Origin of the sequence: Neisseria sp. P0014.S009, assembly GCF_051958155.1 — a bacterium.
In the GTDB taxonomy this organism is placed as follows: Bacteria; Pseudomonadota; Gammaproteobacteria; order Burkholderiales; family Neisseriaceae; genus Neisseria; species Neisseria flavescens_C.
The window spans coordinates 1-339 of record NZ_JBQCVS010000077.1 but is presented as its reverse complement, the minus strand read 5'-3'; the positions used below and the strand labels follow the sequence as shown (position 1 = coordinate 339).

1 rRNA gene is annotated in these 339 nt (G+C 56.0%); it reads right to left on the bottom strand.

The annotated features are described in order from the left end of the window. Nucleotides 1-339: ribosomal RNA gene (locus ACTHS4_RS11735) — 16S ribosomal RNA — on the bottom strand; the annotation flags it as partial.

The window sequence follows — 339 nt, the reverse complement described above, 5'->3', positions numbered from 1 at the left end:
CTCCCATACTCTAGCAAGGCAGTTTCGGATGCAGTTCCCAGGTTGAGCCCGGGGATTTCACACCCGACATACCAAGCCGCCTACGCGCGCTTTACGCCCAGTAATTCCGATTAACGCTCGCACCCTCTGTATTACCGCGGCTGCTGGCACAGAGTTAGCCGGTGCTTCTTTTGTAGGTTAAGTCATCCTCTCGACGTGTTAGGTCGAGAGCTTTCGTCCCTACCGAAAGGGCTTTACAACCCGCAGGCCTTCTTCACCCACGCGGCGTCGCTGGATCAGGGTTTCCCCCATTGTCCAATATTCCCCACTGCTGCCACCCGTAGGCTGTCTCTTATACAC